Raw genomic sequence first — 25,188 nt, forward strand, 5'->3', positions numbered from 1 at the left:
ATGGAACTGGTCGTCTTGGGATGCGGCGGGTCTGCCGGCGTGCCGATGATCGGTGGGCCGGATGGCCGGGGCGACTGGGGGCTATGCGATCCTGCGGAACCGCGCAATGTACGCAGTCGGGCGTCGGTCCTGCTGCGGGGTAATGACGGGCAGGCAGTGCTGATCGATACTGGCCCCGACCTGCGTGCGCAGTTGCTGGCGCAGGGCATCGACCGGTTCGATGCGATTCTCTACACCCACGCCCATTCCGACCATATCGCGGGACTGGACGAGGTCCGGGCGATCAACCGGGCGATCGACCGTCCTCTGCCGGTCCTGGCTACGCCGCCCGTGCTGGCGGAGTTGGAAACGCGGTTTGCGTATGCTTTCCGTCCCTGGGTGCCGCCCGGTTTCTATCGGCCGGTCGTGGTGTCGGAGGAGGTGCATGCCGGTCAGACATACGACGTTGCGGGGCTGAGTCTGACATTGTTCGAGCAGATTCATGGCCGCACGCTCTCGTTGGGTGTGCGGTGCGGGACGATCGCCTATTCCACCGACGTGGTGGACCTGTCCGAAGAGGCGTTTGCCGTTCTGGAGGGGGTCGAGACCTGGCTGGTGGATTGTTTCCAGCGATCGGGCCCGCACAACGCCCATGCCTGGCTGGACCAGGTGCTGGCGTGGCGCGAGCGTGTGGCGCCGCGCCGGATGATCCTGACGCATATGGGTACCGACATGGATTGGGCCTGGATGCGCGACAACCTGCCGGAGGGGGTGGAAGCGGCCTTCGACGGTCTGCGGGTGCCTTTTTCGCTGAGTCGTACGTAGCCGCGGCGCGGCGGATCGTTTCGAAAAACTCTTGCTGTCCGGAAGCGTGTTTACGCAGCGCACGCGATTTAGGTTGAATCCCGAACGCGGGGAGCGATAGCCTCGGCGATGACGGCCCGGGATTTCGCAGCGCGATACATGACTGCGATTCCACCATTGCCAGTCGCCCTTGTCTGGGGCGGCAGCGTGCCTATCTGCCTGTAAATGGGCAAGACAGCAAGGGGGATTGTGTATTGACCACCCGATTGCAGACCGAACGGAACTGACGGTTCTTCCCGCTCCGGGGACCGCTCCCCGGAGGCAATGCCTATCCATGGTGCATGGCGTCCAGACGCAATGACGGGTTCTGGCGCCGGTTCGGAGACTCCCCAGGATGGTTTCTGATTTCAACGTGTTTTCTCTGGCGACTGCGATGCGCGATCAGCGTCGCGAAATCGAGATGAGCCTGTCTGACTATCTTGAAGCCTGCCGCACCGATCCGTCCTGCTACGCAACCGCGGCGGAGCGGATGCTGAAGGCGATCGGCGAACCCAGGAGCGTCGATACCTCCCGCGATCCACGCCTGTCGCGCATCTTCATGAACCGTACCCTGCGGATCTATCCGGCCTTCTCCGATTTCTATGGCATGGAGGAGACGATCGAGCAGATCGTGGGCTTCTTCCGCCATGCGGCGCAGGGATTGGAGGAGCGCAAGCAGATCCTGTATCTGCTCGGCCCCGTTGGAGGTGGCAAATCGTCTCTGGGCGAGCGGCTGAAGGCCCTGATGGAGAAGGAGCCGATCTATGTGCTGAAGGCCGGGCGGCATGTCAGCCCCGTCTTTGAAAGCCCGCTCGGCCTGTTCGACCCCGACCGCATGGGCGCGGCGCTGGAGGAACAATATGGCATTCCCCGCCGGCTGCTGGGCGGTGTCGCCAGCCCGTGGGCGCTGAAGCGACTGGAAGAGTTTGACGGCGACCTGTCGCGCTTTTCAGTCGTCAAGGTCCATCCATCCCGGCTGCGCCAGATTGCGATCGCGAAGACCGAACCCGGCGACGACAACAACCAGGACGTGTCGGCGCTCGTGGGCAAGGTCGATATCCGGCAACTCGAACATTTCAGCCAGAACGACCCCGATGCCTACAGCTTCTCGGGAGGCCTGAATCGCGCGAACCAGGGGTTGCTGGAATTCGTCGAGATGTTCAAGGCGCCGATCAAGATGCTGCATCCGCTGCTGACGGCGACGCAGGAGGGCAATTACGTCGGCACCGAGAATATCGGTAGCATTCCCTTTACCGGCGTGATCCTGGCCCATTCCAACGAAGCGGAGTGGCAGACCTTCCGCAACAACCGCACCAACGAGGCCTTCCTGGACCGCGTCTGCGTCATCAAGGTGCCTTATTGCCTGCGGGTGGCGGAGGAGACGAAGATTTACGAGAAGCTGGTGCAGTCTTCCAGCCTGGCGAATGCGCCCTGTGCGCCCAACACGTTGGAAATGCTGGCGCGTTTCGCGGTTCTGTCACGCCTGAAGCCCCATCCGAACTCCACCCAGTTCGCCAAGATGCGGGTCTATGACGGCGAGAACATTCGCGAGACCGATCCCAAGGCGCGCACGATGCAGGAATATCGCGATGCCGCCGGGGTGGATGAGGGAATGGACGGCGTGTCCACGCGTTTTGCCTACAAGGTGCTGTCCGCGACCTTCAACCATGATTCGGCCGAGATTTCCGCCGATCCGGTGCATCTGATGTATGTGCTGGAACAGGCGGTGCGGCGCGAGCAGTTTCCGGCGGATATCGAGGCGCACTATCTGGCGACCCTGAAATCGGAACTGGCGGGGCGGTACGCTGAGTTCCTGGGCCACGAGATCCAGAAAGCCTATCTGGAGAGCTATAACGATTACGGCCAGAACCTGTTCGACCGCTATCTGGATTACGCCGATGCCTGGATCGAGGATTAGGATTTCAAGGACCCCGACACCGGACAAATGCTCAATCGCGAGTTGCTGAACGCGGAACTGACCAAGATCGAGAAACCCGCGGGGATCGCGAACCCCAAGGATTTCCGGAACGAGGTGGTGAAGTTCTCGCTGCGCGCGCGGGCCGGCAATGGCGGGCGCAACCCGTCCTGGACCTCCTACGAGAAGATCCGCGACGTGATCGAGAAACGGATGTTCAGCCAGGTGGAGGATCTGCTGCCGGTGATCAGTTTCGGCTCCAAGAAGGACGGCGAGACCGAGCGCAAGCATGACGAGTTCGTCGAGCGGATGGTCTCGCGCGGCTATACGGAACGTCAGGTCCGCCGGCTCGTTGAATGGTACATGCGGGTGAAGCAATCCGCCTGAGGCGCTGTTGCCAAGGTGCCGCTGACGGCTGGTCCTGCGGGCGGTTTCCATGTCTCGCGGCGACGGGGCGGCAAGGCCGCTCCGCTGCGAGGCGCAAATGCCCGCACGGGGTCGACCGCTGGTGGCCCGCTATCGACGCAGCATCAGCATTATTTTCGAAACAGCCTCTGAACGGGAATGGTGCCGGCCAGTGGATATCATTGACAGACGTCCCAATCCCCATGGGAAAAATCTCGAGAACCGGCGGCGGGTGCTGCAAAGGGCCCGCTCGGCCGTGCAGACGGCCGTGCGGGATGCGGTGGCGCGCGGCAAGATCCGGGAAGTGGGGCAGGGCAACGCGATTTCGGTCCGGGCGGATGCGCTGCACGAACCCTCGCTGCATCGTGTCTTCTCCGAGGGCATGCGCGAGATCGTGCTGACCGGAAACCGCGAATTTTCCCGCGGCGACCGGCTGCAACGCCCCCCGGGCGGCGGTGGTGGCCAGGGATCGGGGGCCGGGCAGGCTGGCGAGCAGGGGGGCGGTGAGGACAGCTTCCGCTTCGTGCTGAGCAGGGACGAGTTCCTCGACCTGTTTTTCGATGACCTGGAATTGCCCGACCTGCTCAAGCGCGAGATCTCGACCACCGAAAACGGCGTACCTGCCCGTTCGGGCCTCAGCAATGAAGGGGCGCCGTCGCATCTGGACCTGGGGCGTACGATGCGGCGTTCGATCGCGCGGCGCCTGGGGCTGGGGCGGCCCAAGCCGGCCGAGTTGCTGGAGGTGGAGGAGCGGATCGTCGCGTTGGAAGCGCTGCGTCCGGCTTCGGCCGAGGAGTTGGAGGAACTTGAGGACCTGCGAGAGCGACGCGGCATGCTGCGCCAGCGACTGGCGCGGATTCCGTGGGTCGATCCGGTCGATCTGCGGTTCCGGCGCTACACCATCATGCCGCAGCCGGCGACGCGGGCGGTGATGTTCTGCATCATGGATGTTTCGGGCTCGATGACCGAACGGATGAAGGATCTGGCGAAGCAGTTCTTCCTGCTGCTGCATGTGTTTCTGGAGCGGCGGTACAAGAAGGTCGAAATCGTTTTCATCCGCCATGCCGAGAGTGCCGAGGAGGTGGATGAGGATACGTTCTTCCATGATCCGCGCACCGGCGGCACCATCGTCTCGTCGGCGCTGGAACTGATGCGCACCATCCAGCGGGAGCGTTTCCCGTCAGCGAACTGGAACATCTATGTCGCCCAGGCGTCCGATGGCGACAATGCGTCGTCCGATACCTCTCGGACGGCCAGCCTGCTGCGGGACGATATCCTGCCGGCGGTGCAGTATTATGCCTATATCGAAATCACGGGTTCGGGGGCGGTGATCCGTGGCGAGACCGACCTGTGGCGCAGCTATCGCGCCATCGCCGATGAGAACGATCATCTCGCTATCCGCCAGGTAGGCGACCGCAAGGAAATCTTCCCGGTTTTCCGTGACCTGTTTTCTCGTCAGCGCGACACGGCGGAGGCTTGATGGACCAGATCATATCAGGAGGCGGTACGCCGGCCCGGTTCGGGGGGCTGCTCTATTCCGGCAATGACTGGAATTTCCAGACCATCCGCGACTGCTACGACGCGATCGAGGAAATCGCACATGGCGAGCTGGGTCTGGAAACCTATGCCAATCGCGTGGAGATCATCACGTCCGAGCAGATGCTGGATGTCTACACCGCGCACGGCATGCCGGTGGGTTACAAGCACTGGTCGTTCGGCAAGCGCTTCATAGGGCACGAGAATGCCTATCGGCGCGGGCTGATGGGGCTGGCTTATGAAGTCGTCATCAATTCCGATCCCTGCATCAGCTACCTGATGGAGGAGAATTCGGCGACGATGCAGGCGCTGGTGATCGCGCATGCGGCGTTCGGCCATAATCATTTCTTTCGCAATAACAGGCTGTTCCGGGAGTGGACGGACCCGTCCGACATCCTGGACTATCTGGAATTCGCGCGGGGCTACATCGCCCGGTGCGAGGAGCGGCATGGCCAGCGCGCGGTGGAGCGGGTGCTGGATGCCGCCCATGCCTTGCAGAATCAGGGGGTCAACCGCCATTCCGGCGCCCGTAAGCTGGATCTGAAGGCTGAACAGCAGCGTGCGAAAGAACGACGGGCCTATGAGGACAGTATCTTCAACGATCTCTGGCGGACGCTTCCCGCCGAGGCCGGTGGCGCCGACGGGGCGGCAGAAGCAGGCCATGCGCGTCGTCTACTGGGGCTGCCCGAGGAAAACCTGCTCTATTTCCTGGAAAAAAATGCGCCGCGCCTGGCTCCTTGGGGGCGGGAGATCATCCGTATCGTGCGGATGATCGCGCAATATTTCTATCCGCAGCCTCAGGTGAAGATGATGAACGAGGGCTGCGCGACCTGGGTGCATGTCTACATCATGCGGCGATTGCACGAACTGGGGCGGATCGACGATGCGGCCTATCTGGAGGTTATCCATTCAACGTCGAACGTGATCAACCAGCCCGGTTTCGACATGGGGGGAGGGGCGTCTTTCAACCCCTACGCGCTCGGTTATGCGATGATGACCGATATCGTGCGTATCTGCACCGAGCCGACCGCCGAGGACCGGGCATGGTTCCCCGACATCGCAGGCAATGGGGATGCGATCGGTACGCTACGGCATGCCTGGGCTGAATATCGGGATGAGAGCTTCATCCAGCAATTTCTCTCGCCCAGAGTGATCCGCGATTTCCGCATGTTCCGCCTCAGCGATGACACCGCCCAGCCTTATCTGCTGGTCGATGCCATTCATGACGAGGCCGGGTATCGGGAAATCCGCCGCAGTCTGGCGCGCGTCTACGACCCCGGCACGTTCTATACCGAGATCGAGATCGTCGACGTGGATCTGCTGGGCGACCGCACCCTGAAGCTGGAGCATCGCACCCGGGCCGGCCAGTTGCTTCAGGCCCGCGACGCGCGCCAGACGCTCGATTACCTCGCTGCCCTGTGGGGGTATGGCGTTGTGCTGAATGAGGTGGATGACCAGACGGGTGCGGTTCTTGCGACCCACACCGCCGGGCCGGTCCAATAAGGGGGCTGACAGGAAAACGCGTGCCGATAATTGCGGGCACGCGGTTTTCTGTTCGGAAACATGCAAAATATGCCTGTTTTCCCGCGAAGCGCATATGAATGTTTCATTGTCGTCATGAAAACTGCAATGCACTTGCGATTTTTCGAAAGTGGAAGGCTGGCCCTCCGGACGAAAAATTTGTATCGATAGGATATCAAACTAGGCGGCGAGCGCGCTCCGCTTCCATGCTTCCGAATCACGATTCGGAGGATGGTGTGACGAATAACAGGGTTGACGGGATGACGATGACATTTCTTGCGTGGGTCCGACGGTCGCATGTTGGCTGACCGGCGGTCTCGCGCTGCGCGGCGGATTGCGCGTTCCCTGCTGGCTGCCACCGTTCTGACGGCGATCTCGACCTATAAGCCGGCGCTTGCCGCCGAACCGATCCTGCAGACCGAGGAAAGTGACGTCGTCACCCTGCCTGCTGGCGGCCCGCATCGGGTCCTGGTCGAGGACGGAGTCTATCGCCACAGCAAGGACGGACGGGTCTATGTCGTGGACCTCGATACCGGCCGGCTGCTGGGAATGGTGCAGGCGGCCTATAACGCCAACGTGGTGGCCGACCCGGCGGGCAAGGCGTTCTATGTTGCCGAGACGACGTGGGAACGTGGCAATCGCGGCAAGCGCCACGACATCCTGGCGGCCTATGATCCGCGTACGCTGGAAATGGTCGCGGATATCGACCTGCCGGGGCGCGCCCTGATCACGCCGAAGAAGCCGGACATGGCGATCGGTGCGGATGGGCATTATGTCTATGTCTACGATTCCAGCCCGACGAATGCGGTCCATGTCTATGACACCGCCCTGAAATCGGTCGTGCGGACGGTGGACGTGCCGGGTTGCGGGCTGATCTACCCATGGGGCAATGCGGGATTCTCGTCGATCTGCGGCGACGGGTCTCTGGCGAACGTGCAGATGGACGCGAAGGGCAAGCCGACCCTGACGCGGACCCCGCCGTTTTTCGTGCCCGATCGCGATCCGGTCTTCGAACATAGTCCGGACGTCCGGGCCAATGGCCATGTCTGGTTCATTTCCTACAGCGGTCTGATCTATGAGACGACTTTGGGTACGCAATCCAGCGTTGCCAAACCCTGGTCGATTCAGGAAGCCGCTGGCTTGAAGCGGGCATCGGATGCCCGTGCCCCGTTCGAGGTGACGTGGCGGCCGGGCGGATGGCAGCTTGCGGCGTTGCGGGCGCGCGATTCGCATCTGTTCGTGCTGATGCACAAGGGGACTTTCTGGACGCACAAGGAAGCCGGGTCCGAATTGTGGGAACTGGATCTGAAGACGCATCGGTTGGTTCGGCGTGTCCCGCTGGCAGCCCCCAGCATGATGGTCGGCGTGACCCAGGATGCGCAGTCGCGCATCATGCTGACGGACGAGGCCGGCGACCTGGTGGTGCTGGACGGTGCCGACGGCAAGCCCGTGCGTAAGATCGGGGCATTGGGCGACGCGCTGATCTTTACGGCTGCCCCCGGAGAATGAGCCCCCGCGTGACGGAGAAACGATATGCCCAATCCTGAAGACAGGGGGGGCCGTCGGCGTGGCGCGGAACGGCCTCGACACGATGGCCGAACGGCTTGCCCGCTATCTTGCCGGCCGGTCCTCCCGCCGGAGCGCGCTTGCCCGGCTGGGTGGGTGGGCCGCCGCGATTCCGGCTTTTCCACTGCTGCCGGTCTGGCGGCGTGATGCCCGTGCGGCTGCTCCCGCCGTGCCGTCGCCCTTCGCGGCGAAGGCGCAGGTGAAGGACGATACGAAGTGCGACTACTGGCGTTATTGCGCTATCGACGGCAACCTGTGCACAACCTGCGGTGGCGGGGTTCATAGCTGCCCGCCGGGAACGCATCCGTCGCCGACCTCGTGGATCGGGACGTGTTTCAATCCGCAGGACCGCCGCTCGTATCTGATCGCCTATCGCGATTGCTGCGGGCAGGATGCCTGCAACGAACAGAACTGCCTGGGCATGGATGGTGATCTGCCGACTTATCGTCCGCAGGCCAATAATGACATCATCTGGTGTTTCGGTACCGGTTCGTTGCTCTATAATTGTTCGACTGCCGTAATTGTAGGAACTGCCGAATGAAGAAAATTCTGACCCTGGCCCTGTTGCTGGGTGCCGTGACCCCGGCTTTCGCCGCGCCGGATAGCCAGGCGCTTTACGGTGCCAATTGCGGCATCTGCCACCAGGGCGGCGGCGTCGGCGCGCCGGGCCAGTTTCCGCCGCTCGCGAACCGGATCGACAAGATTATCTCGACTCCCGAAGGCAAGAAATACGTTACCGAAGTGCTGATGAACGGCCTAGCCGGTTCGATCGACGCCGCTGGTGCGACCTATGTCGGTTTCATGCCCAGCTTCAAAAGCCTGTCCGATGACGATGTTGCCGCGATTCTGACCTATCTGTCGTCGCTGGGCAACACCAAGCCTGCGCCGGTTGTCTCCGCAGCCGATGTGGCGGCTGCGCGTGCGGCGCCGATGCCGTCGTCCGCCGTGGCGGCGGCCCGCAAGGACCTGAACGCGGCGCATCCGCTGCCTTAAGACGCTGACTGGACATGCGCGCTGGCAACGATTCGGCGCGCATGTCTCCCGCGCCGCGGTGTGGGCGGCGATGAGGGCTTTACGACTCCGATGCCTGAAATTACATGCCGGGCTTATCGCTGCGAGGCAGGCTTGCCTGGCAGGCTGACGCTTCAGATCTCCGGGTCACGCGGGCGTCTTGCTCGCCTTACGGGGGCGATCCTGATGATTGCCGCCCTGGTTGGCCCTTTGCTGTCGGGCCGATCCGCGCTGGCGCTGGACCAGGTGCGCACCACCTATCTGGAAAAATGCGGCGGCTGCCACGGGATCGAAGGGCTGTCGGGGCAGACCTATATTCCGACCTTACGCGACCGGATCGGCACGTTGAGCTGCACACCGGAGGGGCGGACTTATCTGCTCACGGTGCCCGGCGTTTCGATGTCGCTGATCCGCGATGATGCGCTGATGGCGCAGGTGATGAATTTCGTCCTGTTCGACCTCGGTGGCCGCAGTACGCCGGCTGGCACGCGGCCTTTCACGGCGGAAGAAGTTCACACCCAGCGCGGCCACCCGTTGAGCACCACCGATCTGCCGGCGGTGCGGGCCGGGGTGTGGGCGCGGGCGATCGCCTGCGCGAACCACCGGTAACGGGCGGCTTCCTGCCCGTCAGGGCAGGCGACGCGCCAGATCGGCGGCGGCGATGGCGAAAGCCTGGTAGAAATCATCATGCACGGCGACCATGCCGCCGGAGAGGCGGATGAAGCCCTCGGTCATGCCGTTCTGCACCATACCGTCCGAATGGGCGAGAATGCCGTCCGCGTCTTCCATCGCCCCAGATCCGACCGGCGCATCCGGCGTGATGCGCGGGCGCAGAGTGTCGTTCCATGCAGCATTTCGGTAGGCGGCGACTTTCTCGGGATAAGGGCGGCCGTCGGTGGTGTAGCCGGCGAGGGGCTTTCCCTGTGCCATCATGTAGCCGATTTCCACCGCTGTGCCCGGGTCCATGTCCGCGGATCGGCGGAAGGGGTCGAGGCAGAAGATGCCGCCGGCGCAGCGATCCATCAGGTCACGGTCGGCTATTACGATCTTCAGGATCGTGTCCAGCCCCGGCGGTAGCGATTCGATGCCGGCCTGGCCGTCGAAGGGGGCGAGGCCTTCCAGCCCAGCCTGCCGGCACAGCGCGCGCAATCGGTCGAAAATGGCGACTGCGCCGGGGCGAAAGACCAGATCGCCGGCCAGATAGACGGTTCTGTTCGCTGTCATGCCGCTTCTGCACTCCTTTTTCTTGCCACGATCCGATTCGCATCTTATGTGGAAGCGCCAACGGTCGGGTACCCGAGGCACTGGGACCCCTGCAACGGTAGATGAGGTTCCAGCACGATGTCTTCCCCCAGCCATCCGCTTTCCGTGTCTCGTGTCGAAGAGCGCATTCGCGAGGCCCTGGCGTTCGACGATGTTCTGGTTGTTCCCGCGGAATCGCGGGTGCTGCCCGGACAGACATCCACCAGCAGTCGCCTGACGCGCCGCATCGGCCTGAACATTCCGCTGATCTCCGCGGCCATGGATACGGTGACCGAGGATGCGATGGCCATCGCCATGGCCCAGCAGGGCGGCATGGGCGTAATCCACAAGAACCTCACGATCGATGAACAAGCCGAGCATGTGCGCCGCGTGAAGCGCTACGAATCGGGCATGGTCGTCAATCCCGTGACCGTGTGGCCGGACCAGACCCTGGCTGACGTCAACGCCATCATGTACCGCCATGGCATCAGTGGCCTGCCGGTGATCGAGCGTGACACCAAGCGGCTGGTGGGCGTGCTGACCAATCGCGACGTGCGCTTTGCCACCGATCCGAACCAGCGGGTCGACGAACTGATGACGCGCGACAACCTCGTGACCGTTCGCGCCGATGTGGGCCGGGACGAGGCGCGCCAGCTTCTGCATCGCCGCAGGATCGAAAAGCTGCTGGTGGTCGATGACGAGAATCGCTGCATCGGGCTGATCACCGTCAAGGACATGGAAAAGGCGGTGCTCTATCCGCTGGCCAACAAGGACGAGATGGGGCGTCTGCGTTGCGCGGCCGCGACCGGTGTGGGTGAGGATGGCTTCAACCGCGCTCGTGCGCTGATCGAGGCCGGCGTGGATGTCGTCGTGGTCGACACCGCGCATGGTCATTCGGCCGGCGTGATGGAGGCCGTGGCGCGGGTCAAGGCGTTTGATGACCGCATCCAGGTGGTCGCCGGCAATGTCGCGACGCCCGAGGCTGCCATCGCCCTGATCGAGGCGGGCGCCGATTGCGTGAAGGTCGGTATCGGTCCGGGGTCGATCTGCACCACCCGTGTCGTGGCCGGCGTTGGTGTGCCGCAGTTTACCGCCGTGATGGAGACGGCGGTGGCGTGCCATGAACGCGATATTCCGGTGATCGCCGATGGTGGCATCCGCACCTCGGGCGATATCGTCAAGGCGATCGGCGCCGGGGCCGATGTGGTGATGGTCGGCTCGCTGCTGGCCGGCACTGCCGAAGCGCCGGGCGAGGTGTTCCTGTATGAGGGGCGGTCGTATAAATCCTATCGCGGCATGGGGAGCCTCGGCGCCATGGCGCGCGGTTCGGCCGACCGCTATTTCCAGCAGGAAATCAAGGAAACCCACAAGATGGTCCCCGAGGGGATTGAAGGGCGCGTGGCCTTCAAGGGCGGGATGGATGCCGTGGTGCATCAGCTCGTCGGCGGGCTGCGAGCCGGCATGGGCTATACCGGCTCGGCAACGGTCGCCGATCTTCAGGTGCGTGCGCGCTTCCGCCGGATTACCGGGGCTGGTCTGCGCGAGAGCCATGTCCATGATGTGGCAATCACGCGCGAGGCGCCGAATTATCGGCGCGACTGACCCCAACCCTGATCGCCATCTCCGACTGACAGGACGACTATGACGCCCAGCGCGCGGCTTGCTGCCGCCATTGATCTGCTGTCGGAGATGGAGGCGACGCCGCGTCGTCCCGCCGACGCCGTTGCCAACGCCTTCTTTCGCGAGCGCCGCTATATTGGCGGTGGGGACCGACGCGCGGTGTCCGAGCGGGTCTGGGCCGTGCTGCGGCACTGGCGCCATCTCGGCTGGTGGTTGGAGCAGGCGGGCGTGCCGGCCACAGCGCGCACGCGCCTGATCGCCGCGATGCAATTGATGCCTCGGCCGGGTGAGGCGCCGGGGGTTCTGTTTTCGGGCGACCGGTACGGACCCGCGCCGCTGACAGCGGGCGAGCAGGAATTGGCGGCGCGACTGCGCGGTCAGGCTCTGGCCGACCCCGCAATGCCGCAGGCGGTTCGGCTGGAAGTGCCGGACTGGCTGCTGCCGCGGCTGGCCGAAACCTTCGGTGCCGCGTTAGAGGCCGAGGTTTCTGTTCTGGCGGGTGAGGCAACGCTGGACCTGAGGGTCAATCTGCTGAAGACGACGCGCCAGGAAGCGGCGCGCCTGCTGGCGGAAGGGGGTATCCACGCTGAGGAGACGACCCTTTCTCCGTGGGGGTTGCGCGTACCGGGGCGGCAGCCGGTGACGGCGACGGCGGCCTTCAAGGCGGGCCTGGTGGAAATTCAGGACGAAGGTAGCCAGATCGTCGTGGCGGCGGCCGATGCGCGGCCAGGCATGCGGGTGCTGGATTACTGCGCGGGTGCCGCCGGCAAAACGCTGGGCATGGCCATGACCATGGAGAATCGCGGCCATATCGTGGCGTGCGATGTTTCCGAGCCCAGGCTGGAGGGTGCGGTGCGTCGGTTGCGCAGGGCGGGGGTGCATAACGCGGAACGGCATCTGCTGGTGCCGGGCGATCGCTGGGCACGGCGGCGGGCCGGCAGTTTCGATCGGGTGTTAGTCGATGCGCCCTGCACCGGAACCGGCACCTGGCGCCGTAATCCGGATGCGCGGCTGCGCCTGACGGAACGGGATCTGGAAGAACTGACGGCCAAGCAGGCCGAGATTCTCTCGACCGCCGCCACGCTGGTCCGGCCGGGCGGGAGGCTGATCTACGCCACCTGTTCGGTGCTGCGCGAGGAAAATCAGGACCGGATCGCGTCGTTTCTGGCGTCATCGCCGCAGTTTCGGCGTGCCGGGCCGGAGCCCGGCTGTGGCCTGCCCCCCGATCTAGCGCAGGACGGGATGATCGCACTGTCGCCCCTGCGCCACGGCACTGACGGCTTTTTCGCGGCCATTCTGGAACGGGTCGCCTGAATTCCGGCGCCGCGTCCATGCGGCGTTCTATCCTGCTCACGCAGCACGACATATTCTGGTACCTTGCGGTTCTTCGAACCAATAGTCCGGGATAGGTGTATGCAGGAAAATCTGGCCATCGGGATCTTGTGCGTTCTGGGCGGTGGTATCGGTGCCCAGTGGATTGCGTGGCGGTTTCGCCTGCCTGCTATCGTCCTGCTGTTCACTCTGGGGCTGATTTATGGTCCCGGACTGAACCTGCTGCATCCGTCGGAGACGATCGGGCGCTATTTCCATCCGATGGTCTCCCTGGCCGTTGCCTTCATCGTGTTCGAGGGCGGGCTGGGGCTGGATTTCCGCCAGTGGCGCGCTGCGGGCGAGGGGGTGCTTCGCCTGACGGTGGTGGCGCTGCCGATCAATCTGGTCCTGGGGAGCCTGGCGGCCCATTTTGTCGGGCATCTGCATTGGGGCGCATCCTGGCTGTTCGGCGCCATCATCGTGGTTACCGGGCCCACCGTGGTCCTGCCGCTGCTGCGTCACACCAAGCTGCGTCCCCGCGTGGCGGCCTTCCTGCGGTGGGAGGCGATCCTGAACGACCCGGTCGGGGCCATCCTGGCGACGTTTGTGCTGGAATTCCTGATGATTCAGGGCAACCGGCATTCTGGGATGTTCGTTGCGGAAATCATACCGCACCTGCTGTTCGCCACCATGATGGGGCTGTGTTGCGGCGTCTTTCCGGCGGTGTTGGTGCGCTTTCTGTCCCGGCGTGACCTGATCCCGGAAATTCTGCGGATTCCCATCATTCTGACCCTGGCGATGAGCGTGTTCGCCATCTGCAATTTCTTCATGGAAGGTGCGGGGCTGATGGCGGCTACCGTCTTCGGCATGGCGCTGGCGAACCTGCATGTGCTGGGCATGAGCGAGTTGCGGCGCATCAAGGAATCGCTGGGCGTACTGGTCGTATCCTGCCTGTTCGTCATGCTGACGGCCGACCTGCATCGCGAGGTGCTGGCCCGCCTGTCGCTGCCGATCGTGGCTATGACCCTGACGGTGTTGTTCGTGGTGCGGCCAGTCGGTATCCTGCTGTCCACTATGCGTTCCGGCCTGACGTGGCAGGAGAGGCTGTTCGTCGGCTGGATTGCGCCGCGCGGCATCGTCGCCGCCGCTGTGGCGGGAGCCGCCGGCCTGCAACTGCGCGATGCCGGTTATCCCAGTGCGGACCTGGTGATGCCTGGTGTGTTCGCCCTGATCGCAACGACCATGATCCTGCATGGTTTTTCCCTGCGCCCGATTGCTCGTGCCCTGGGCCTGACCCTGTCGAACGATCCCGCGCTGGCGATCGTAGGCGCGAGTGCCTGGTCCACCGACCTGGCGGGGGTGGTGCATCGTCTGGGCTGTCCGGTTGTGCTGGTGGATACCTACGCCGGCGCGCTGGCGGCGGCGGCGCGGGCGGGCATTCCGACCCTGCGGGCGGAGTTGCTGTCCGACGAAGGGATGGAGAGCCTGGAGGAACGTCCGGCCGACTATCTGATCGCCGCCACGCCGGATGCGATCTATAACGGGCTGGTCTGCGCCCGGCTGGCCCCCGATTTCGGGCGCCAGCGCGTGTTTCAGGTCAGTCCCGGCGTGGCCCGGCTGGATCTGTATCGGGGGCTGAGCCGCGATTCGCGCGGGCGGGTGCTGGGAGAGTCGGCATGGAATTTCACGCTGTTCGAAACCCTGTTCGAACGTGGGTGGCGCTTTCGCGCCATGCCGCCCATTCCGATGCCCGTGGGGGGCCAGCCTGCGGCACCGTCGGGTTCCGCTGACGGCAACCGTCTGGTGATCCTGACCATACGCAAGGGGGCGGCGATTCTGGTCTGTTCGGCCGAGGATGCGGCGCCGGTGGAGCCGATGGCTGGCGACATCGATGTGGTCATGGAACCCCCGACGCCGCCGGAACAGACGGGTGTGGCTTGAGCGCAGGCCCCGGATATGCGCTCAAGCGGCGCGGCCCTCAGGCGGGCGGAAGGACCTCGATTTCAGAGAGACCGGCCGCCAGCAGGCGGCGGAGATCCGTCTCGCTCAGGGCGATGCAGCCTTCGGTCGGTCGCCGGTCGGGCGATTGCAGATGCAGGAAAATTGCCGATCCGCGGTCGGCGACCGGGGGAGAATCATTGTAACCGAGGACGATCACGATATTGTAAACATCATCGTCGCGCCACATGCGCTCATGGCGGGCCGGGTGTGGCAGCGTGATGGGGCGGTTATAATCGGCATGGGCGGGATCGTCGCACCAGCCGTCATTCGGTGCCAGTGGTTCGACGGGAAGATGGCTGGCGGGTGCAGGCACCCGGTCCGCGCGATATAGCACCCGTCGCAGCGTCAGCGCGCCGGCCGGCGTGGCATGGTCGCCTTCCTGCTTGTGAACGCGGACCCCTGCGGCACCGATGATGGCCGGGATTTCCTCGCCCATGCAATGCAGGCGTGCGTCGGACCCCGTATTTGTTTTTAACAACGCGCGTATCATGAATCGCTCCAACTGGATCGCTTTTTGCCCGGAAACGGTTTTACACTGTTGGGCCTGAGGTCTGGATAGGGCGATGTGACCGGGATGGTGAGCGAGGTGTCATGTCGGCTGGTCCGGATGCTGCCGTTTCCATCCTGGGAATGATATAGGATATAAACGCCGACCCCGCTTGAATGGGGCCTGGTCAAAATAAAGAGGGTTCGATGGCAGGTGCGCGTCCCATTCTGATAGTGGATGACGATCAGACGTTACGTCATATGCTCGTCGAACAATTGCAGCTGGAGGGAGAATTCCAGGCGATCGAGGCCGAATCGGTGGCTGATGCCTGGGACAAGCTGAATGCGCCGGGGGCCCGGTTCGACGCCATCATCCTCGATGTGACGCTGCCCGACGGCGACGGTCGCGATTTCTGCGCCGAGCTGCGGCGGCAGGGAAAGCGGATACCGATCATCATCCTGACTGGTTCGGATGAGGAAACGGATGTGGTGCGCGGGCTGGACGCAGGGGCGAACGACTACGTCGCCAAGCCGTTCCGCATTGCCGAACTGCTGGCGCGGCTGCGCGCCCAGATGCGCATTTTCGAGAACAGCGAGGATGCGGTGTTTTCGATCGGGCCCTATGTCTTCCGTCCATCGGCCAAGCTGCTGCAGGAGCCCGCGCGTAACCGCCGTATCCGTCTGACGGAGAAGGAAGCGGCGATCCTGAAATTCCTCTATCGGGCCGGGACTCGGCCGGTGCCGCGCCAGGTGCTGCTGAACGAGGTGTGGGGCTATAACGCGGCAGTCACGACGCATACGCTGGAAACCCATATCTACCGTCTGCGGCAGAAGATCGAGCCTGATCCGACCAATGCGTCGCTGCTGGTGACCGAGGGCGGGGGGTATCGCCTTGATCCGGAAGGGGGGCTTCGCGCCTCCTGACACTCCGCCTTTCTCCGTCGGTCGCTTTCCGGTCGATCCCGGAGACGATGACTGGATGAGGCCTGGCGAAAGAAAAGACAGTGCCTCTTACCTGCGCCGGCCTCGCTCTGCGATGGTCGGTTGCCCGGGGCCGCGACGGGTCCCCAGCGCGTTTCCTGACCGTGGATACACCCTGCTCAAATTCCTCAGGCGCTCTGTGGAACAAGGGATGTCCGGTCCAAACAAATGAATCTCGACTTCATCGGATTCCGCGCTCGAAACCGTTTTCTACTGAATTGAAAATGAAGGAAAACGGCGCCCTGCGCGCGTATAAAACACAATCTGCATACGTAGTGTCATTATTTTGACCAATTGTGGGCTTCCGATCAAGGGCACATTGTTCGTGGGATGGAGTGTGCAGGTATTAATTTGGCACAGTACGAAACTGCGCAATCAGTAAACCATTAAATGCATGATGATTTCTTGAGGCTGGCCTTTTGTCGAAGAGCGGGAAGAGGAAACAGGGGCAGGGGATGCTTCAGCAGCATATGCAGCGTGCAAAGGCACGCAACGCCGCCAGGGAAGGTCAATGGGATCTTGCGATAAAACATTACAGGAAGCTCTCGGCAGGGCGTAAGGCAACGGTTCGGGACAAGATCCAGTTGGCGCACGCATATAAAGAGAACGGTGAAATCGAGCCGGCTCTGGATACATATTTGTCAGCCGCTCAGGCGTATCCCTTCGACATTGATGCCCAGCGTCAGGCCGGTCATTTTCTCAAACGACTGGGCAAGACGGATGACGCGGCGGCTTATTTCACCCGTGCCCTGGTGTCAGACCCATCCCTTGAAGATATCGCTCGCGAATTGTCCGCCCTGAAGGCTGATGACGTTGAGGCGTTTGATCGTACATATTTGCGGGGTGCTCTGGCTGGACGAGATCTGTCGGTCAAGTCTTCTAATGCTCTTTCGTCGATCCTGTCCGTGAAGCAGCGTTCCCGCGCCCGGCAGGCCGCGCGAAAAAGGGAATGGAAGGACGCTGAACGGGCCTATCGGATGGCTTTGCGGTATACGCCCGATCAGCCTGCCCTGCTTGTTCAGTTGGCCCATTGCGTTCGTGAACAGATGAGGCCGGAAGAGGCCCTTGCGATCTATCGCCAGGCCCTTCTGCTGACGCCGCGCGACTCCGACATTCATCTTCATGTTGCCCGCACGCTGCGGGAAATGGGGCGGTTGCGTGCCGCCTGGGATGCCTATGACGTAGCTGTGGAGTTTCGGCCGGGATCCAGGATACTCGAAGAGGAAATCGAGGCATTTCAGGAACAGTCGGGCATTGATAGTGCACTGAATGGCACCCCGACTCAGTTCTCCTCCAGGAAGGCCACGCCGCAACGGATAGAGCAGCTTGCCGAGGAAGCGTGGCTGACTCATCGGCAGAAAGTAACATTTAAATTTTTATCCGGAGCACTTGCTTACAAGGACTGATTTTTATGCGGATTATGATCGACCTGCAGTCATGTCAGAATGGTGGCCGATATCGCGGTATTGGTCGCTATAGTATGAGTGTGGCGAAGGAGATGATCAGGTCTGGAAAAAAACATGAGTTTTTTATTATTGTAACTGATCGGTTTCCTGGTTCGATTTCATATATTCGTAATGCATTCGAGGGGATTATTTCTCAAGATAATATTCTCGTTCTCAGCCTTTTTGATGAGACGACTTCGGCGAATCCCGAGGATGCTTGGCGTAATCGCGCGGCGGAAATCCTGCGTTCATCATTTATCGCCCGATTTGATCCCGACATTGTGTTTATCCCGAGCCTTTTCGAGGGATTTTGGGACAATACGGTCGTTTCCACAGATCCATCGGCCTATCGGTCCGTCGTGACGTTGCACGATTTCATTCCCCTGGAGGAGCCCGAGCGGTATCTGCCGGATCAGAAGGATCGAGATGCTTATGCGCGACGCCTGGCAGATGCCATGCAGGCCGATCTGCTTGTGCCGATCTCTTCTTATGTTGCCAATGAAGCAAGACGACAATTGGCCGCTGATCCTGCGCGGCTCGTTGTTGCGCTCAATGGTATTGATGCCCGTTTCGTTCCTCCCGCTCCGGGCAGTATCGAACGGGCGGATCTGATGAAGCGAATGGGAATCGCGCGGCCTTTCGTTTTTAATACCAGTCCGCTCGAGTACCGGAAGAATCTCGAAGGCCTCATTGCCGCGTTCGCGAGCATGTCTCTGGAAACGCGCAAGCGCTACCAAATTGTCGTGGCCGGAAAGATGGACGACTATGCGCGGAATTACCTGAATCAGCTTGTTTGTGCTGAAGGTCTTGCTGACGATACGCTTGTTCTGCCGGGCTATATATCGGACGATGACCTTATTGCGCTCTATGCCGAATGTTCTCTTTTCGTCTTTCCCTCATGGAGTGAGGGATTCGGGTTGCCTCCGCTGGAGGCCATGGCATGTGGCGCACCGGTGATCGCGGCCAATACGACGTCTCTGCCTGAAGTGATGGGCAGGGCGGATCTTCTCGTGGATCCCGCGGTCCCTCCGCTGATGGGGGCCGCGATGGAAAGAGTGTTGACCGATGGGGCTATACAGCAGGAACTGCGTCAATACGGTATTGGTCATGCCCGCAAATTCAGTTGGGAACTGACCGCTCGAACGGTGCTCAATGCAATCGAGGCTCTCCCGTCGGAGAAACCGGCGCGTTCTGTCGTTCGAAGCGGCAGGCAGCGCATGCGGTTGGCCGTCATCGTCGTTCAGACCGAGGAAAACAGCCACATTCTGGGCCGCGTTTGCGGTCTGGTCTCTTCTCTTTCTCGTTATTGCGATGTGATGTTCTTCACGCCTAGCGGAAAGGCGGATCAATGGTTGGATGCCGAGATTGAGCAGCGGGATCTTGGCTGGCTCGACTGGAATGAATCTCGTTTCGACTGCCTCGTTTATGTAGGAGACTATTTCGCCGATCGTCTGATGGTTCGGATCATGACCGAACATCCGGGGCTCTATGTCAAAATACGTCCTCTTTCCTCTCCATGTGAAGAACTGGGAGAGGCAGAGAAGCTATCATCCGACATTCATTATGATGTCATGGAGACCGAGGGGCTCTCGGGCCTGATCAACATGGTCAGGAATCCCCCCGATGAGCTGCAGCGGCGTATGGTGTATGGGGCCAGTTTCTCCTCTGCGGCGCTCACTGTCCTATCCGAAGGCGAGAATGGTCTGCCTTTCCTGCATCTGGCTGCGGACGGAAAAGCCGCTGCCCGTTATCGTGACATGATGGGCGTGGCTCAGAAAGAACCTTTGGTGATCGCGATCGCCGGGCAGGGCACCACAGCCAACCAGATCATGATCCGGTACAGGAAGGTTGCCGGCAGCCTGCCGGATACGCATCTTGTGGTACATGTCGTCAATGACGGGAACGAAATAAACACACCTGGCCATGTGTCTCAGCTTCGGAACAGAATATGCCACGTGTCCGGACGGATCGATCACTACTACAGGGGCATTCTGTCTTCTGCCGACCTCATTTTGCTGGGATCCGATATTCCGCCGGAACTTGCTGCACGCTGCTTGCCGGACGCGGGCGATCTGTCCGTTCCGGTTCTGACAGAGGCTGAAACCAGAGATAGTCTCGGCGAGGACATTATCCATGCGGCGTCAGTCGCGAAAACGCGGACGCAGCGGCCCCATGGGTTTCTGACGCCCGCCGACCAGAAGCCAATCGATCGGTGGGTCGATGTCATTCTGGATGCTGCCACACAATCCTCCTCCCGCAACCTCTCCCTGGTGCGGCGAGTGGAAGCGAGCCTGCCGGGAAGCGTGCGCGGAAAGCGGGCGACATCTCTGGATCTGGCACGATTGTCCGTCGCGCTTGAGCAGAATGCGGCCTTTGAGCGAGACCCTTTGATATGTTTCGATATTTCGGTTTTTGCCTCGCCGGGGGCAATACGTCGTCTCGATGAACTGGTCAGCGCACACCTTCTAGCTCTGATTGGTGCCGGAGGCAGGACTGCCTGTGCGGTTTTCGAAGATGGTGGCCACTTCGTCATCGCCAATCAGTTTGTTACCAAGCTGCTCGGCATCCGTTCTTTTCATCGGGCGGATGAAGTGCTCGTGCCGCGTTCGGGAGACCGCATCGTCGGTCTGGATTGTCTTTCTTCATTTGGTTCCTCTTCTTTTCCCGCGTTGCGGGCCGCGCAGGAAAAAGGGGCGGCCGTTCTGTATTGTGCGCTTGGGCGCGCTGCTGGGTATTATTCCAGTTGTGCTGCCGACACCGCCGATCTGGTAATGGCCTGGGCGTCCGGTCGCAGCCTGCGGATGCGGCGTTCTGTTTCCTGTCCAGCACGCCACGAGAGCCTTGCGGAGGCAGATACTTCTTTCGTGCGCGTGCTGGAACAATGTGCAGCCGCCAGCATGCCCATCGACGTTCTGGCTGTAGATGGTTTTGATCATGCGATGGCCGCAGATCTCAGGATGGACATCCAGGTCCGGGCACTTGCACCGCAACTCGAAAATCTCCTGATGAATGTGCAGGCAAAAATTGCGGATGCGCGAAAAGAAGAGTCTTCGTTGCATTATACAGTGATGGGTCACCTTCTCGGTAGCTACAGCCTGGCGATTATCAATCGTGCCGTGGCGACGAGTTTGGAGCGTGCTTTTCCGGACCGCACCCATTTTCTGCCTTTCGAAACAGACCCCATCACGCATACCGAAGGCGTTCCTGCGTCCGAACAGTCGTTGATGATCGAACTGTGCGAAAGACCACGGCCAGCGCGGGCTTATGAGGTCATGATCAGCCAGCATTGGCCGATCCTGCCGCCCAAGGACCGCTCCCGACTCGCGTTGTCGCTGTTCCCATGGGAGGAAACCCATGTGCCTGCCGGTATCATCAATACTCTTGTCAAAGGGTTTGATGCGCTTATTTCGCCGGCACGTTACGTTACGAATGCGCTGATCATTTCAGGATGCAGTGCCCCGATCGCCACCATTGGGCAGCCAGTGGATCTGGCTCCGTTCACGCACGTTGCCAGGGCACGTGATGCCTCTCGGCCCATTCGGCAGTTCGTCCATATTTCGTCCTGCTTCCCGAGAAAGGGGGTGGACGTTCTGCTGAAGGCCTGGGTGAAGGCCTTTACGAAGCGAGACGGTGTGCGCCTGCTTATCAAGACCTTCCCGAACCCTCATAACGATGTGGAGCAGCAACTCGCCGTATTGCAGCAGTGCCATCGGGACATGGCGCCGGTCGAGATCATCAACCGTGATGCGGAACGTGAGGAGATGGCGGCTTTTTACGCCGACTATGACGTCATGGTTCTTCCTTCGCGCGGCGAGGGATATAATCTTCCGGCCCTCGAAGCGATGGCGTCAGGCCTGCCGCTGATCGTTACGGGTGAGGGAGGGCACCGCGATTTCTGCGGATCGCGACAGGCGCGAATGGTCCGCTATCGCTTCGCGCGTGCGAACAGCCATGTCGCAGCGAGTTTCTCCATGTGGCTTGAGCCTGATTGTGATGATCTTGTCGCTGCGTTGCGGGAATATGCTGAGCCTGCGAACAGGGATGTCATTGAGCGACGGCGCGAGGCGGCGCTTGAGGCGGCATCGATCGAAGGAGATGCTGCGGCATGGACGCGTCGCCTGCATGGCGTCGTACATGAGCTGTTAAAGGGGTATGACAAGAGACCGCCCCGGGTCGCGTGGGTCAGCACCTGGGGGATTCAGTGCGGTATCGCACAATATTCCAGTTATCTTCTTGAGCGGTTCAGCGAGGCACAGAGGCGGAATACCATGGTATTCTGCGATTTCCGCTCGCCGGCCGGCGAAGGCCCGATAGCCTATCGGCCGGTATGGCATTTCATTGGAGACAAGGCATCCGAGATTGTCGATGCGACGCTGGAGCATAAGGCCGAAGCTCTCGTAATCCAGCATCAGGATGGACTGATTTCATGGGAGCAGCTCGGCCGGATAGGCAATGACCCCGCTCTTGCAAAGGTCGTCACCGTTGTTGTTCTGCATAATGCCCGTAATCTCAGGCGGGCAAGTCGTGAAGAGATGGAGGCGGTCGTTGAAGGACTGTCGAAAATGAGCCGTGTGCTGGTCCATAATATCGACGATATGAATTTCCTGCACGAACTGGGCCTTAGCCATAATCTCGGCCTGTTCCCGCATGGGGCTTTTGCCCCACGGCAAGTACCGTGGCCGCGTGTGCTGGGACCGAATGACGCGCCGCTTATCGGATGCCACGGGTTCTTCTTCCGGCACAAAGGCATCGATAAACTGATCAGGGCTGCAGCAAAATTGCGGCGCGAGTGGCCGGGCCTAAGGCTCAGGCTGGTAAACGCCCGCTTCCCCGGAGCGGAGCATGACCGGACTATTGATGAGTGTCGCGCAATCGCTGCCGAAGTAGGCATGGACGATGCGATCGAATGGTATTTCGACTTCCTGCCGGTAGAGAAGATTGAGGCTTTGCTTTCCGAGTGTGATTTGATTGCGCTCCCCTATGACGAGAGTGACGATTCCGCGAGTGGTGCTGTTCGCACCGCCCTGGCGAGCATGGTTCCGCTCGTTGCGACACGTGTGCAGATTTTTGCCGAGTTGGGTAATGCTGCCGCGTGGGCGTCTGACAACGATCCGGACGAACTGGTTCGGGTGATGTCGGCATTGCTCAAGAGTCCGGAGAGGCGTCGGGAGGTGCAGGCCGGCATTCATGACTGGCTCAGCGCGCATGATTGGAATCGTGTTTCGGGCTTGCTTGAAGACATGCTTGCCGGCCTTGTCCGTCAGACACGCCTTGGTTGGGATAAACCGCGCAATATTATCTCCTGAATAACCTCTGTTAAGTCGAAGCCTTGTCACGTGATGAATATTCTCCCATTTCGGATACTCGCGGGGAGGGAGGGCCGTTCTGTGAGCCGGCACACAGGGAGAACTCGGTAGCGGAAGCGGTCGTTACTGTTCTCGATGAACGTTGTCCTGTATGGTAATCGAACGATACCGATCGTATCTATGTAAACAGGGCTCTTTTTTCAATCGCCCTGATTATTCGCCATGCTGATATTGCTCATGTTGGCCGGCTTATTGAACTGCCCGAATTTGTGGTTATACGTTTGCAGGCCGGTCAGCATGACATGAGCCGTGGCAGGAACATTGGCTAGGTCGACCGCATAGGTCGCCTGCCACTTGCCAGAATTCTGGTCATGCATGATTCCGCCCTGGCCGATAAAGGTATCCTGAATACGGATCCAGTCCAGTTTCCCAGCGGTACCGGAAATGTAGACGTCGCTGGCATCGGTTTTACTACCGAGCCTATTATTGTTCATTTCGATCGCGCCGCCTATCCATCCGATATTGCGTCCCGCCGAGATGTATAGACCATATCTGCTGTTGTTGATTGAGGTCGAATTCTGAAAATGAATCTGACTGACACGTGGATTTTCCACGACGATTCCGGAATCGGAATACGAACTGGATGCCCAGCATGCTGAACACATGAATTCGTACACACCGCCGCCGGAATTGGGGAAATACCAGTTTGCTCCATAGCTGGTGTCACCCAGAGCATTCACCATCTGCACTCCGTTAACGCTCTCCTTGGGGCCCGGAGTGAATAAATATGCTGATCTGGTACCCACGATATCTATATTGCTGGCATAGACGCCAGATGTGTAGAGATATTGAATTCCAGTTTCATACTGGGCGATATTTAGATCTTCCAGATATGTATCGATATTTATTTTTCCGGAGGTCAGGTCTCCATCCAGTGATATGAATGCTGCCCCTGCATATGCCGCGCCGTTCTGTGCATTCGGCGCGGTGTGGAAGGATGGAAAGGGGGGGCGCGCATAGATGTGATCGATATGGACATTATTGGATGCATAGACATAAATACCATTCCAGAAGGGCCCCGTTACAATCAGGTCGTGTACGCGTTCCTGACTCGCAGCTTTCAGGTAAATCATCGCGCCAGCACGCATCTGCCGGGTCGCGTTGATGGTCATGTCTGAGATAACCTGCCCATGGCCCGACAGGTGGAAGACATTTACAGAACCAGAAGTAATCGTGTAATTAACGTTGAGTATTACACATTGCATGTTGGCTCCGGACAGGCGAATGCCGTCAGCACTCCAATCCGGGAATGATTCATCGAGACGGTATGTCCCGCAAGGCAGAATAACGGCTCGTTCTGCGGCAATGAGGGCCTGGATCGCAGGGACCGCGTCGATTTTTCCCGTCTTTACGAGGTTGAATTGCCGTGCAGTCAGTCCTGCATCTGACGGGAATGCAGCCATTGATGACTGAGCCCGAGTGGGAATTGACAGGAGTAAGGATGCAACCATTACCATGGCATGAAGAAAAAAATAGAATCTGCTCATTGCATGTCCCTTCGAGGAGGAGGGAATGGGCTATTTAAAGAGGTTTGCAGGAACCTCGGCTGTAATCGGCAGGCATCGCTGCTTCGGCCAGCCGGGTGACGCCCTGTTGTGGAGACGTTCTCCTTTTGTGGCGGGTGAGGTGGTCTATTTCCATAGGAACGGTCTCCATATCGCGCTCAGGTCAGGAGATGCATGATCAGGCTTTTTGCCCCGCAACGGCGATTATCGCGGGAAAATGTGCCGGCGAGTTTATCTATGCCGGGATTGGCCTGCCCTAGGCGCAGGAACCTCCGCTGACCGAAGCGATCTCCAGAGCGTGAGACATGTGTCTATGTGGCTTTTTTTCGCTGAAGGGACTATCTACGGCAACGGGAGAGAACGGCGTGCGAGGTCTCGCAAGTGACATATTCATGATTGATCGGTTCTGCTGATGCTGACCGGCAATAAGAATGAAGCCGTCGATGCTGCGGCGA

At 60.8% G+C, this 25,188-nt stretch carries 16 protein-coding genes and 1 pseudogene; 14 read left to right on the forward strand and 3 right to left on the reverse strand.

What is annotated here, in order from left to right:
• The 8 genes and pseudogenes from C7453_RS07915 (at position 1) to C7453_RS07950 (ending at position 9,385) form a co-directional block, all read left to right on the forward strand.
• Positions 1 to 804, forward strand: a complete 804-nt coding sequence (locus C7453_RS07915; protein ID WP_114726980.1) for an MBL fold metallo-hydrolase — start codon at positions 1 to 3, stop codon at positions 802 to 804.
• Positions 805 to 1,177: 373 nt separating this feature from the next.
• Positions 1,178 to 3,124 (forward strand): annotated as a pseudogene (locus C7453_RS07920) (PrkA family serine protein kinase).
• A 190-nt stretch (positions 3,125 to 3,314) separates the two neighbouring features.
• Positions 3,315 to 4,622, forward strand: a complete 1,308-nt coding sequence (locus C7453_RS07925) for a YeaH/YhbH family protein (RefSeq protein ID WP_114726981.1) — start codon at positions 3,315 to 3,317, stop codon at positions 4,620 to 4,622.
• A complete protein-coding gene (locus C7453_RS07930; protein ID WP_114726982.1) occupies positions 4,622 to 6,181 on the forward strand; it encodes a SpoVR family protein in 1,560 nt (519 codons plus the stop codon). Before C7453_RS07925 ends, C7453_RS07930 begins: the two co-directional genes overlap by 1 nt.
• Positions 6,182 to 6,496: 315 nt before the next feature.
• Positions 6,497 to 7,708: an amine dehydrogenase large subunit gene (locus C7453_RS07935; protein WP_114726983.1), complete on the forward strand. Its 1,212-nt coding sequence runs from the start codon at positions 6,497 to 6,499 to the stop codon at positions 7,706 to 7,708.
• An 82-nt stretch (positions 7,709 to 7,790) separates the two neighbouring features.
• The gene (locus C7453_RS07940) at positions 7,791 to 8,306 is read left to right on the forward strand and encodes a methylamine dehydrogenase light chain (RefSeq protein WP_114727083.1); all 516 of its coding nucleotides are present in this window, start codon (positions 7,791 to 7,793) and stop codon (positions 8,304 to 8,306) included.
• A complete protein-coding gene (locus tag C7453_RS07945; RefSeq protein ID WP_114726984.1) occupies positions 8,303 to 8,758 on the forward strand; it encodes a c-type cytochrome in 456 nt (151 codons plus the stop codon). The genes C7453_RS07940 and C7453_RS07945 overlap by 4 nt, the downstream gene beginning before the upstream one ends.
• A gap of 90 nt (positions 8,759 to 8,848) precedes the next feature.
• Positions 8,849 to 9,385 (forward strand): cystathionine beta-lyase, encoded by a 537-nt coding sequence (locus tag C7453_RS07950; protein ID WP_245948916.1) that lies wholly within the window; start codon positions 8,849 to 8,851, stop codon positions 9,383 to 9,385.
• 18 nt (positions 9,386 to 9,403) lie between these two features.
• Here the strand turns inward: C7453_RS07950 and C7453_RS07955 are convergent, their stop codons facing one another.
• Positions 9,404 to 10,000 carry a nucleoside 2-deoxyribosyltransferase gene (locus tag C7453_RS07955; protein ID WP_114726985.1) on the reverse strand — a complete coding sequence of 199 codons (597 nt, stop codon included), beginning with the start codon at positions 9,998 to 10,000 and terminating at the stop codon, positions 9,404 to 9,406.
• A 117-nt stretch (positions 10,001 to 10,117) separates the two neighbouring features.
• On the opposite strand from C7453_RS07955, the gene guaB reads away from it, so the two are divergent.
• From guaB to C7453_RS07970, 3 genes are all read left to right on the forward strand, one after another.
• Complete coding sequence (guaB, locus tag C7453_RS07960) at positions 10,118 to 11,620, forward strand: IMP dehydrogenase (protein ID WP_114726986.1); 1,503 nt, start codon at positions 10,118 to 10,120, stop codon at positions 11,618 to 11,620.
• A 39-nt stretch (positions 11,621 to 11,659) separates the two neighbouring features.
• Positions 11,660 to 12,952, forward strand: a complete 1,293-nt coding sequence (locus C7453_RS07965; protein ID WP_114726987.1) for an RsmB/NOP family class I SAM-dependent RNA methyltransferase — start codon at positions 11,660 to 11,662, stop codon at positions 12,950 to 12,952.
• Between the two features lie 99 nt (positions 12,953 to 13,051).
• A complete protein-coding gene (locus tag C7453_RS07970; RefSeq protein ID WP_114726988.1) occupies positions 13,052 to 14,890 on the forward strand; it encodes a cation:proton antiporter in 1,839 nt (612 codons plus the stop codon).
• Between the two features lie 37 nt (positions 14,891 to 14,927).
• Here the strand turns inward: C7453_RS07970 and C7453_RS07975 are convergent, their stop codons facing one another.
• A complete protein-coding gene (locus C7453_RS07975; RefSeq protein WP_114726989.1) occupies positions 14,928 to 15,386 on the reverse strand; it encodes a L,D-transpeptidase family protein in 459 nt (152 codons plus the stop codon).
• A 257-nt stretch (positions 15,387 to 15,643) separates the two neighbouring features.
• Between C7453_RS07975 and C7453_RS07980 the strand changes: the two genes are divergently transcribed.
• The 3 genes from C7453_RS07980 to C7453_RS07990 all read left to right on the forward strand — a co-directional run bounded on the left by C7453_RS07980 (position 15,644) and on the right by C7453_RS07990 (position 23,168).
• The gene (locus tag C7453_RS07980) at positions 15,644 to 16,360 is read left to right on the forward strand and encodes a response regulator transcription factor (protein ID WP_114726990.1); all 717 of its coding nucleotides are present in this window, start codon (positions 15,644 to 15,646) and stop codon (positions 16,358 to 16,360) included.
• 512 nt (positions 16,361 to 16,872) lie between these two features.
• Positions 16,873 to 17,823, forward strand: coding sequence for a tetratricopeptide repeat protein (locus C7453_RS07985; protein ID WP_141288758.1), 951 nt, complete (start codon positions 16,873 to 16,875; stop codon positions 17,821 to 17,823).
• A gap of 14 nt (positions 17,824 to 17,837) precedes the next feature.
• Positions 17,838 to 23,168 (forward strand): glycosyltransferase, encoded by a 5,331-nt coding sequence (locus tag C7453_RS07990; RefSeq protein WP_170222012.1) that lies wholly within the window; start codon positions 17,838 to 17,840, stop codon positions 23,166 to 23,168.
• Between the two features lie 200 nt (positions 23,169 to 23,368).
• On the opposite strand, the gene C7453_RS07995 is transcribed toward C7453_RS07990, so the two are convergent.
• Complete coding sequence (locus C7453_RS07995) at positions 23,369 to 24,715, reverse strand: hypothetical protein (protein ID WP_141288760.1); 1,347 nt, start codon at positions 24,713 to 24,715, stop codon at positions 23,369 to 23,371.
• Between the last annotated feature and the right edge of the window lie 473 nt (positions 24,716 to 25,188).

Origin of the sequence: Gluconacetobacter liquefaciens, assembly GCF_003350405.1 — a bacterium.
Lineage (GTDB): Bacteria > Pseudomonadota > Alphaproteobacteria > Acetobacterales > Acetobacteraceae > Gluconacetobacter > Gluconacetobacter liquefaciens.

Bases quoted from the DNA above. Each gene is read 5' to 3' on its own strand.
- C7453_RS07940 (WP_114727083.1), top strand. From the start codon at position 7,791: ATGGCCGAACGGCTTGCCCGCTATCTTGCCGGCCGGTCCTCCCGCCGG.
- C7453_RS07995 (WP_141288760.1), bottom strand. From the start codon at position 24,715: ATGAGCAGATTCTATTTTTTTCTTCATGCCATGGTAATGGTTGCATCC.
- C7453_RS07980 (WP_114726990.1), top strand. From the start codon at position 15,644: ATGGCAGGTGCGCGTCCCATTCTGATAGTGGATGACGATCAGACGTTA.
- C7453_RS07955 (WP_114726985.1), bottom strand. From the start codon at position 10,000: ATGACAGCGAACAGAACCGTCTATCTGGCCGGCGATCTGGTCTTTCGC.
- C7453_RS07950 (WP_245948916.1), top strand. From the start codon at position 8,849: ATGCCTGAAATTACATGCCGGGCTTATCGCTGCGAGGCAGGCTTGCCT.
- C7453_RS07935 (WP_114726983.1), top strand. From the start codon at position 6,497: ATGTTGGCTGACCGGCGGTCTCGCGCTGCGCGGCGGATTGCGCGTTCC.
- C7453_RS07945 (WP_114726984.1), top strand. From the start codon at position 8,303: ATGAAGAAAATTCTGACCCTGGCCCTGTTGCTGGGTGCCGTGACCCCG.
- C7453_RS07985 (WP_141288758.1), top strand. From the start codon at position 16,873: ATGCTTCAGCAGCATATGCAGCGTGCAAAGGCACGCAACGCCGCCAGG.
- C7453_RS07915 (WP_114726980.1), top strand. From the start codon at position 1: ATGGAACTGGTCGTCTTGGGATGCGGCGGGTCTGCCGGCGTGCCGATG.
- guaB (WP_114726986.1), top strand. From the start codon at position 10,118: ATGTCTTCCCCCAGCCATCCGCTTTCCGTGTCTCGTGTCGAAGAGCGC.
- C7453_RS07965 (WP_114726987.1), top strand. From the start codon at position 11,660: ATGACGCCCAGCGCGCGGCTTGCTGCCGCCATTGATCTGCTGTCGGAG.
- C7453_RS07930 (WP_114726982.1), top strand. From the start codon at position 4,622: ATGGACCAGATCATATCAGGAGGCGGTACGCCGGCCCGGTTCGGGGGG.
- C7453_RS07970 (WP_114726988.1), top strand. From the start codon at position 13,052: ATGCAGGAAAATCTGGCCATCGGGATCTTGTGCGTTCTGGGCGGTGGT.
- C7453_RS07990 (WP_170222012.1), top strand. From the start codon at position 17,838: ATGATCGACCTGCAGTCATGTCAGAATGGTGGCCGATATCGCGGTATT.
- C7453_RS07975 (WP_114726989.1), bottom strand. From the start codon at position 15,386: ATGGGCGAGGAAATCCCGGCCATCATCGGTGCCGCAGGGGTCCGCGTT.